Raw genomic sequence first — 9,674 nt, 5'->3', positions numbered from 1 at the left:
AGTCCCGGGTACACTACGCTTACCCGGGCTACGCCGTTCCATGAATTCCTGTTGGTTTTGTCAGCGCTCTGAACGGTTTCCTGAGGGAAACCGTTTTTTTAACGCAGGAGTGGTTTAGCCGTGGCTGTGCGGATCGCGGCGGCAGCGTTTATCGTAATGACGCACCCACCAGTACTTGTCGCAGACCTTTTCATGGCCGCCAACGCGCGCCCCAGCCAGCCAGAGGACCGCGCCGACAAAAATGCTCAGTACTGCGCCGTGGGCAAAAAATTGCGGCAAATTAAGCTGCGGGAGCTGATTCAGAACGGAATAGCTAACGCCGACCACCATTACCACTAATCCCAACCCCATAAGCACATTACCGAGTAACGAAGCGTTTTTGCGTTTCATGGTGTCACCTCCGGAGCAATGGGTTGATAAGGGAATAACCCTAATACCTGTGAGTAAAGTATAGTCAGCCCGCCCCCCGCCAATTGCGGTTACGATCACATTTACACATATCAGACCCACATAAATTTACAAATAAGTGGCTGAACTGATTGGAATTCTAATTATTCAATCGCGTTACTATCCGCCCTTTGCCGTTTCATTCCGCACAACGTAAACTACACGCCAGAGTTTTCGAGTCAGGAAGAAAAAGTGACGATTAAATTGATTGTCGGGCTGGCAAACCCCGGCGCTGAATATGCCGCCACGCGCCATAACGCCGGTGCATGGTATGTCGATCTGCTGGCCGGGCGTGGGCGCGCCCCGCTGCGAGAAGAGCCTAAATTTTTTGGTTACACCTCACGGCTCACCCTGGCGGGGGAAGATGTCCGACTGCTGGTTCCCACTACCTTTATGAACCTGAGCGGCAAAGCGGTCGCCGCGATGGCCACCTTTTATCGCATCAACCCGGACGAGATCCTCGTGGCGCATGATGAACTCGATCTGCCGCCGGGCGTCGCAAAATTCAAACTGGGCGGCGGACACGGCGGTCACAATGGCTTAAAAGATATCATCAGCAAACTGGGCAATAACCCTAATTTTCACCGTTTGCGCGTGGGTATTGGTCATCCGGGGGATAAAAACAAAGTTGTCGGTTTTGTGCTGGGCAAACCGCCCGCTTCGGAACAGAAACTGATCGATGACGCCATCGACGAAGCGGCGCGCTGCACCGAGCTATGGCTAAAAGAGAGTCTGACAAAAGCGACCAACCGTTTACACGCCTTTAAGGCGCAGTAAGCGCCGCCGCGCGGCATTTTTGCCCCGCACGAAAGCGGTTACGTGTATAATAGGCGAAGTTATTCACATTTATACAATCTGTTTTCTATAACAGATTGATTATCAAGAAATTAAGGTAATTACATCATGGGATTCAAATGCGGTATCGTTGGCCTGCCCAACGTAGGTAAATCCACCCTGTTCAACGCGCTCACCAAAGCAGGTATTGAAGCGGCCAACTTCCCCTTCTGTACTATCGAGCCGAACACCGGTGTCGTACCGATGCCCGATCCGCGTCTGGACAAGCTGGCGGAGATCGTCAAGCCGCAGCGTATTCTGCCAACCACAATGGAGTTCGTGGATATTGCCGGTCTGGTGAAAGGCGCGTCCAAAGGTGAAGGCCTGGGTAACCAGTTCCTGACCAACATCCGTGAAACCGAAGCCATCGGTCACGTGGTTCGCTGCTTTGAAAACGACAATATTATCCACGTGGCGGGTAAAGTGAACCCGGCGGAAGATATTGATGTTATTAATACCGAGCTGGCGCTTGCCGATTTAGACACCTGTGAGCGTGCAATCCATCGCGTGTCGAAAAAAGCAAAAGGCGGCGATAAAGACGCGAAAGCCGAACTGGCCGCGCTGGAAAAATGCCTGCCGCATCTTTCTGAGGCTGGCATGCTGCGCTCGCTGGATTTAACCGACGAAGATAAAGCGGCCATCCGCTATCTGAGCTTCCTGACGCTCAAGCCGACCATGTATATCGCCAACGTTAACGAAGACGGTTTTGAGAACAACCCGTATCTCGACCAGGTTCGTGCCATTGCTGAAAAAGAAGGCTCTGTCGTGGTGCCGGTGTGCGCGGCCGTTGAAGCCGATATCGCGGAGCTGGATGACGAAGAGCGCGATGAGTTTATGGCCGAGCTGGGTCTGGAAGAGCCAGGCCTGAACCGCGTTATTCGTGCCGGTTATTCCCTGCTGAACCTGCAGACCTATTTCACCGCAGGGGTTAAAGAGGTGCGCGCATGGACCATCCCTGTTGGCGCTACCGCTCCGCAGGCGGCGGGTAAAATCCATACCGACTTTGAAAAAGGTTTTATCCGCGCCCAGACTATCGCGTATGAAGATTTCATTACGTATAAAGGCGAGCAGGGTGCCAAAGAAGCGGGCAAGATGCGTGCGGAAGGCAAAGATTACATCGTCAAAGATGGCGATGTAATGAACTTCCTGTTTAACGTCTGAGTCGCTTCTGATGCCTTGAGAGGCTTCACGGCCTCTTTTAAAATCGAATCAGTACATAAAATCCACGCAGCCGCGTGGATTTTTTCTTCATAGAGCCTCAATTGATATTTTCACCGACAGGTCCGAGTACATCGAACTATCTCCGTCAACTTCCTAAAAACCCTGGCTGAAATGGTGCTTATAGCCACATGCAACTACACGTATCCAAAAAAAGAATGCAACGTGAAGTCATATATAAAATAAATGAATACGTAATAATTTATCATTCACATTGAACATTATTTCCTATTTGTAATTACTGCAAATAATTTATGAAGTGATCCGATTCACATTCTTCATGGTTAATTATGTATATGGTGTTTTTAAGCGTTCAATTATCAAAAAGGGATTTAACATGGAAAACATTGAAATCATTTGTAATGTAGAACGTTGGTTGGATAGTAATTTTGTGGATTCATTTGGTATATGCTTAGATGGCCTGGATACCGTCGGCAGCACGAATATTACGGGTGGATCTGCCGTGCTTACTGGTTCTGCCGCAGCGGAGGAGCGTAAAACCGGTAAGGAATTAAGCCTTATTACAGATATTAATGAACTAGCAGAAAAACTTGTTTCCAGTCCTGCAAATTTTGTCACCACAGTAATGGGGATAGCACAAAGTCGTTCGGGATGGAAACCGCTTGAACCTGAAAGTGCAGGCAACGCTGAGAGTTTCAAAAAATATATTGATCAGATACTAAAATTCCCTTTAATGGTTGTAACCAAAACAGATACGACCAATGTGACCTATTCCGAGGGTAATTATGATTCTTTGATCGATAATATAGCCGATATTTACTCAGGCATGAGCGATGGAGATAAAAATTCCGTTAAAGCTGGACTCACATCGCTGGCGAAAAGTTGTATGAGTCGAGTAAATGAAAAGCAAAAGAAAGTCTTATTTACTCAAAGCACAATGTGTGTAAATGATGAAGTGACTGTTTCATTTTACTCCTCAAATGTTGCAATGGAGAAGAAACACGGTAGCGGTAAGAATGCTCCGGCAGATGAATTTAGTTCAGAAGTACAGGTTAGTAGGGTGGAGATTAAATTTAACCGGATGGCGCTAAATAAGAAGATTGCTGAAAAATTATGTTCAATCCTGTTCAAATCAATTGATGACTGGCTCGAAGAGACCACCACCAAGCAAATTGATAAGACAATAGAATTTTGTTTTGGTGGCTAAAGTTTGTGTCTGGAAGCATCTCATCTTCCCCGGTACTCTCCGGGGATTTTTTCTATTGAAATTATGTTATCGCTCATCCCACCCTCACCCGTATCGTTCGGCATAATTCCTTGCTATCTGGATTGCTTTCTCCTGAGTAATCATTGCTGGGCCCCATACCAAACACTCTACGTACTCTTAGCAGACCAATTGTTTCGATCAGAACTGCTTCAAGATAACGTAACAGGTAAGTCTATGAATATGTAGCCAGCGCTGCGTAGTGTTCAAACCCAGAAGTTATTCACCGACATCAGAAGCAATGCAATCAATTATAAGACTGTCATTCTGCCCGCAACCAACCCCCTTTAAACCCTATTCCCCGCTATACGCTAAACCCTAAGCCCTATCCCGCGCGCTTATTCCACGGCATCACCGCCAGCAATTTTGCCATGCCGCACCATCCCGATAGTCCGGCAAACATCAGCCCGGCTCCGACAAAGGCCGGGATAATATAAAACAGCGCCGAGAGAGACGTGCCGGCAAGGGTGCCGCCGAACACTAGCGCGCCGGCTACAATTTGTACCTGTCGCATCAGAGGAAGCGGCTGACGGCGATCGGTGATGACAGGGTAGCCCGCCGCTTTCCAGCCGTTGATGCCGCCCTGCACGATCAGCGCCTTAGCCGGATAGACTGACGCCTGTAGCTGTTGCTGGTTTTTTTCGGTGCGCATGCCGCTCTGGCAGTGAAATATCACCGTATCGGTCTCGCTCAATGCATCGGCACTGAACGCGGCTGCATTGAGGCTTTCAAGCGGCACAGAGCGGGCGGCGGAAATATGTTCCCGTCGCCACTCGTCACTTCCCCGGATATCAACAACCAGCGCGTTTCGTTCGGACAGCGCTTTCGCCTCGGCGGGCGTAATGAAAACAGCGGACATACTAATCTCCCGGACAGTAAATGTGTTTAAGCGTTTGCACGACGGCCAGAATCGCTGCGTTCTTTATGCGATAACGGATGAACCGCGCCTCACGTACCCCTTCTATCAGGCCTTCAGATTTCATCCTGGCAAGATGCTGGGAAGTGGCGGAGGCGCTGAGACCGCTCATTCTGCTCAGCTCTCCGGCTTCGGTACCGGGCTTGTCGATCAATACGCATAAAATCAGCAATCGCTGGGGATGGCTTAGTGTCTTGAGAAGCGCTGCGGCGACCTCCGCCTGCTTCTGGAGTTGGTCCAGTTCGGTCATAAAAATAGTTTAGCATTCTCTAAATTTAGAAAATACTAAACTATCTATGCGCATGTCAACCCTCACCCTCAGCTGCGGGGCCGCCCTCTTTCACTCTTCGCTGAGGATCGTTTTTACCCACTGGCTGAAGGCAACGATACCCGGTCGGTTAAGGTTTTCACGGGGCATAATCAGATCGTATCCACGCCCGGCCGGGATCTCCTGAGCAAAAGGCATCACCAGATCCCCTGCCGCGACGTACTTTTTAATCAGCCGTTTTCTGCCCATCGCCACCCCGCAGCCGCTGACCGCCGCTTCAATGGCCATCTGGCAGTTATTAAAGCTGAGAAAATTCTCTTCCACCGGGAACGGCTGCCGGGTCTGCTGACACCATTCGCGCCATTCAGAAAAAACGTCCTGCGAATCCACAGACTCAGAGGCGTGAATAAAGGGAATGTCTTTTTGCCAGTCGCCGTTCGCGTCAATTTTACTTTTCAACGCGGGCGCGCAAACGGGCACCAGCGCCTCATCGGCAAGCCGCTCACAGTAGAGATCCGGGTAGCGAAGATTACTGTAGTAAATCGCCACGTCTACCCGCTCCAGATTGAAGTCCACCAGCCCGGCCCTGACCCGAAAATTGATATTTAACCCGGGCCAGCGCGCCCTGAATTCAGCCAGACGCGGCACCAGCCACAGAAAAGCAAAGGTGGGGGGAAGCCCTACCGAGAGCTTGCCGCGCAGCCCCTGAACACGAATATCCTCGATTTCGTCAATGATATGTTTCAGCGATAGAGAGAGCACTCTCAACAGGCGTTCGCCCTCGTCGGTGAGCTGTAGCTTTCTGGTGAGGCGTATAAACAACCGGAACCCCAGCAGCGTTTCAAGGTGGCGGATACGCTGACTGACCGCCCCCTGGGTGAGATTGAGCGTTTTTGCCGCCCGGGTAAAGCTCAGATGAAGCGCGGCTATTTCAAACGTATGCAATAGCGCCAGCATGTTTTCCTGCCCTGGCATGGCGATAATCCCCTCTGTTGTTCTTTATGCATTAACTGAGCTAATGCATACCCCTGAAACGATCGTTTGTCCAGCGTCGTCAGTTGCTTTTAAATCCCGGTATCCGCTAAAGCATAAAAAGGAGCATCAGGATGAAAGGTCTGAAGATTGTGGTCATTGGCGCGGGCTCAAGCTATACGCCGGAATTAATGGAAGGGATCATCAAACGTCAGCATGAATTCCCGGTACGTGAACTGTGGCTGGTGGACATTGAAGACGGTCAGGAAAAAATGGCAATCATCGCCGGGCTGACCCGCAGGATGCTGGAAAAGAATGGTCTCGATATTGCCGTTTACGAAACGCTGAACCGCCAGGAAGCGCTGAAAGATGCGGACTTCGTCTGCTCCCAGTTTCGTGCAGGTTGCCTTGACGCCCGCATCAGCGACGAACGTATCTCATTAAAATACAATATGATTGGCCAGGAGACGAATGGCCTTGGCGGGTTCGCCAACGCCTGCCGTACTATTCCTGTCGCCCTGGAGATCGCGGCGGAAATGGAGCAGCTTTGCCCCAACGCATGGCTGCTGAACTTTACCAATCCATCAGGAATGGTCACCGAAGCCATCCTCAAACACAGCAAAGTGCGCACGGTGGGCCTGTGCAACGTGCCGGTGATTATGCAAAAAGGGATCGCCAGCCTGCTGAATGTCAGCGACGTTAATGACTTTATTCTCCAGGTTGCCGGACTTAACCACTTTATCTTTGCACGCCATATCTGGCATGAAGGCCAGGATAAGCTCGCCGCGGTTATCGAGCGCATCGCCGAAGGCGACGATCCGCTGGTTCCACGCAATATCCCGCCGTTTAAATGGCCGAAAGGTTTACTGCAAAAAATGCAAATGATCCCCTGCCCTTATCTGCGCTACTACTACATGAGCGATGACCTGTATCGTCAGGAGCTGGGCGAAGCGCAGGGTGAAGGGACGCGCGGCGAGGTGGTAAAAGAGCTGGAGAAACAGCTGTTTGAAATCTACCGCAATCCGGAGCTGGCGGAAAAACCGAAAGCGCTGGAAGGCCGCGGCGGCCAGTACTATTCCGATGCGGCATGCGAACTGATGAGCGCCATTCATAACGACAAACGGATTATCATGCACGTTAACACGCGTAATAACGGCGCCATCGCAGGCCTGCCCGATAACTGCGCCGTTGAGGTCAGCTCGCTTATCACCCGTTCAGGCCCGGTGCCCCTGAACGTTGAGCCCTTCCCGGAAGATACGCTGCGCCTGATCCAACTGATGAAGAGCTTTGAAGAGTTGACCATTGAAGCGGCGATAACCGGCGACCGTTATACGGCATGGCGCGCGCTGGTTATTAACCCCTTAATTAACAGCGGTAGCGTGCTGGAACAGGCGCTGGCGGAGGTCATCGAGCATAACAAAGCGCTGATGCCTGCTTTTCATAAAAACGCGTAAGCGCTCCTTCCCTGTATAACCCTATAGCGACTGACTGGCTGACGGCCAGGACGTCGCTTATCGCTAATTCAGCGCCTGAATGCTATAACTTTTCGCCTATCGCTTTCATTTATCCGTAGTTGAGCATGAGCCCTTATGTTTAGCCAGCGTCATGACGTTACCCTGCGTCTTCACCAACGCCCTACGCAGAAAGCCCCTGGTAAGTATGAAGTCATTATTGCCGGGCAGGCTTCGGGTATCTATGTTCCAGCCCAGGTGCTGGAAGCCGCCATCGGGGTAAACAGTGCGACACTGCTGCTCTTTCTCACCGACGACGTTCCGTATGAAGAGGCGCTGACCATCGTGCTGGTCAGCCTTGCGACAGGGGTGAAAGAGACGCTATGGCTGGGCGGCCCGTACGTCACCGGGTGGTTTACCGACCTGCGCATAGTTGGGGAGGCGGTAACGTTCAGCTTTATCGGCGATACAACCTGGCGGGTAGAGGTCGCAGACAAGCCCTTTTTCAGGCTGCCCTTCTGCGGCGATCCGCGCGGGATCTGGCGGCCGCCTGCCTGGAAACACTCTCTGTTAGTGTCCGCAGACCCGCCGCCCGCGCGCATGGACGGCACCCGGTAAATTATTTCTCATCTCCGGCGCTTTTTTGCAAATTGTCCCGCCCAATCCCGCCAATAAACGGCAGGCGCAAACGCAGCGGCGTAAAGTCCAGCCCTACGTTCAACCCGAGTAGATTGAGCTCGATCCCTTCCTGTATCCCCAGGGTCAGGCCCGCGACGCCAAATAACGAAAGCTGCACGCCGCGCCCCGATGGCGGCAGGCCTATCGGATTAGAGAGCGCGCGAAAATCTTTGCCTACCGCATTGGCGGGCATATCGAGTTTTAGCGCGGGCACCTCGCGGCCAATATGGGCAATGAACGTGTTGCTGTTCGGGCCGGGCCAGGCGCGGTAGAGGTTGGGCCACGGGTAAGAAGCAATCGCCGCTTCGATTTGCGGGATCATCGTCTCAGCATTGGCCCCGCGAATATCGGCCAGCAGGCGGGGTTTTGCGCCGTACCAGTAGCCATCCGGGGCATTACGGTTATGGCGAACTTTGTTGCCCGCCCCCCAGCTAATCACTTCATAGCGGTGGTATTCCGTCTCACCGGCGCGTTTGAAGATAATCCACGGATGGACGGCTACCACGCCTTTCCAGCCCCATGTTGGCGCGGCATAAACCTGCACCACCGCCTGCTGCCCATTTTGCCGGGGGTCGGGGGCGATACCGGCAGAATCACGTCGGGCAGACCACCACCCCTCCTGGGGCCGGGCGTCACGCTGCGCCAGCGCCTGCGCAACGCTGGCGGCAAGAGAGAGCAAAATTATCGCAAGAAGAGTCAGACAGAAGGTTTTGATGACGAACATGGCGCTCCGTATTTAACTGGCGGGAAGGGTTCCCGCGTCTGGTTAGTGTAGTGGTAAATGGGCCGGCGGCGAAATTAGCGATACGAGCCACTTTCCCCCCTTCGCCTGGAAGATGCCTTGTTTAGCACCTATAACCAAATAAGGTGCAATTTTCGGGCCGTCTTCAGACACCCGAAGAAAAATTAAGTGTGGAGTGGTATGGGTTATCTCGCGTGGACGGCGGCAACAGGCGGCCTGTTATTATTAATGTCATTATCTTACGGCTGGATAAGCCGCGTTCCGGTGCCGGTATTCGGACTCTATCTGCTGGTCGGCATCTGCTGCGGGCCCTGGGTGCTGGATATCCTGCATATCGATATCATCGCCCATGCGCCGTTAATCAGCCGGATAACGGAAATAGCCATGGCGGCCTCGTTGTTTATTACCGGATTAAAAATTCGCCTTCCCCTCACCTCTCCTTACTGGAAGATGGGGCTCAGGCTGGCGCTGCCCGGCATGATACTCACTATTGGCGGTATCATGCTCGCCTCGCATTATCTGATCCATCTCTCATGGTCGCTCTCACTGGCGCTGGCTGCCATCCTGGCCCCCACCGATCCGGTGCTGGCAAGCCTGGTGGCGATAAACGACGCCCGGGATGACGATCAGCTGCGTATCGCCCTCTCAAGCGAGGCTGGCCTCAACGACGGCACGGCCTTGCCCTTTCTGATCCTTGCGCTGGTCTGGCACAAAGCCGGGGGCGCTATTAGCGCGGATGCGTGGCTGGAGTGGTTCAGCATTGATCTGGTGTGGTCGCTTATTGGCGGTCTGGTGATTGGCTTTATCCTCGGCAGGTTGATTGGCCTGCTTGCCACCCGCTCTCGCCATGCGCAGGGCGAAGTCGCCCCCAGCGATTTTGTCGCCCTCTCGCTGATTTGCCTCAGTTTCTCGCTGGCGATGGC

The 9,674-nt window shown here is 52.6% G+C and carries 11 protein-coding genes; 6 read left to right on the top strand and 5 right to left on the bottom strand.

The window, feature by feature from the left end; genetic code table 11:
- Positions 1 to 114 precede the first annotated feature (114 nt).
- Positions 115 to 390 carry a stress-induced protein YchH gene (ychH, locus tag ENTHG_RS04700; RefSeq protein ID WP_044174651.1) on the bottom strand — a complete coding sequence of 92 codons (276 nt, stop codon included), beginning with the start codon at positions 388 to 390 and terminating at the stop codon, positions 115 to 117.
- A 249-nt stretch (positions 391 to 639) separates the two neighbouring features.
- Here ychH and pth point away from each other — a divergent pair, with 249 nt between their 5' ends.
- The 3 genes from pth to ENTHG_RS04685 all read left to right on the top strand — a co-directional run bounded on the left by pth (position 640) and on the right by ENTHG_RS04685 (position 3,667).
- Complete coding sequence (gene pth / locus ENTHG_RS04695; RefSeq protein WP_044174643.1) at positions 640 to 1,224, top strand: aminoacyl-tRNA hydrolase; 585 nt, start codon at positions 640 to 642, stop codon at positions 1,222 to 1,224.
- Between the two features lie 126 nt (positions 1,225 to 1,350).
- Positions 1,351 to 2,442: a redox-regulated ATPase YchF gene (ychF, locus tag ENTHG_RS04690; protein ID WP_044174632.1), complete on the top strand. Its 1,092-nt coding sequence runs from the start codon at positions 1,351 to 1,353 to the stop codon at positions 2,440 to 2,442.
- A gap of 394 nt (positions 2,443 to 2,836) precedes the next feature.
- Positions 2,837 to 3,667 carry a hypothetical protein gene (locus tag ENTHG_RS04685; RefSeq protein ID WP_044174617.1) on the top strand — a complete coding sequence of 277 codons (831 nt, stop codon included), beginning with the start codon at positions 2,837 to 2,839 and terminating at the stop codon, positions 3,665 to 3,667.
- 382 nt (positions 3,668 to 4,049) lie between these two features.
- On the opposite strand, the gene ENTHG_RS04680 is transcribed toward ENTHG_RS04685, so the two are convergent.
- The 3 genes from ENTHG_RS04680 to ENTHG_RS04670 form a co-directional block, all read right to left on the bottom strand.
- Positions 4,050 to 4,583 (bottom strand): rhodanese family protein, encoded by a 534-nt coding sequence (locus tag ENTHG_RS04680; RefSeq protein ID WP_044174606.1) that lies wholly within the window; start codon positions 4,581 to 4,583, stop codon positions 4,050 to 4,052.
- 1 nt (position 4,584) lies between these two features.
- Positions 4,585 to 4,890, bottom strand: a complete 306-nt coding sequence (locus tag ENTHG_RS04675; RefSeq protein WP_044174592.1) for an ArsR/SmtB family transcription factor — start codon at positions 4,888 to 4,890, stop codon at positions 4,585 to 4,587.
- Between the two features lie 90 nt (positions 4,891 to 4,980).
- Positions 4,981 to 5,883, bottom strand: a complete 903-nt coding sequence (locus ENTHG_RS04670; RefSeq protein ID WP_044174579.1) for a LysR substrate-binding domain-containing protein — start codon at positions 5,881 to 5,883, stop codon at positions 4,981 to 4,983.
- Between the two features lie 131 nt (positions 5,884 to 6,014).
- Here ENTHG_RS04670 and ENTHG_RS04665 point away from each other — a divergent pair, with 131 nt between their 5' ends.
- Both ENTHG_RS04665 and ENTHG_RS04660 read left to right on the top strand, forming a co-directional pair.
- Positions 6,015 to 7,334, top strand: coding sequence for a 6-phospho-beta-glucosidase (locus ENTHG_RS04665; RefSeq protein ID WP_044174566.1), 1,320 nt, complete (start codon positions 6,015 to 6,017; stop codon positions 7,332 to 7,334).
- Positions 7,335 to 7,469: 135 nt separating this feature from the next.
- Positions 7,470 to 7,949 carry a hypothetical protein gene (locus ENTHG_RS04660; RefSeq protein WP_052332666.1) on the top strand — a complete coding sequence of 160 codons (480 nt, stop codon included), beginning with the start codon at positions 7,470 to 7,472 and terminating at the stop codon, positions 7,947 to 7,949.
- Position 7,950: 1 nt separating this feature from the next.
- On the opposite strand, the gene ENTHG_RS04655 is transcribed toward ENTHG_RS04660, so the two are convergent.
- Complete coding sequence (locus ENTHG_RS04655; RefSeq protein ID WP_044174554.1) at positions 7,951 to 8,733, bottom strand: DUF3750 domain-containing protein; 783 nt, start codon at positions 8,731 to 8,733, stop codon at positions 7,951 to 7,953.
- A 198-nt stretch (positions 8,734 to 8,931) separates the two neighbouring features.
- On the opposite strand from ENTHG_RS04655, the gene ENTHG_RS04650 reads away from it, so the two are divergent.
- Positions 8,932 to 9,674 (top strand): cation:proton antiporter domain-containing protein (locus ENTHG_RS04650; protein ID WP_044178984.1); only part of this gene is annotated, 743 nt, incomplete at its 3' end.

Source organism: Phytobacter massiliensis JC163 (assembly GCF_000321045.1).
Lineage (GTDB): Bacteria > Pseudomonadota > Gammaproteobacteria > Enterobacterales > Enterobacteriaceae > Phytobacter_A > Phytobacter_A massiliensis.
The sequence above is the reverse complement of the archived record's forward strand: the minus strand, read 5'-3'. Positions and strand labels throughout refer to the sequence as shown.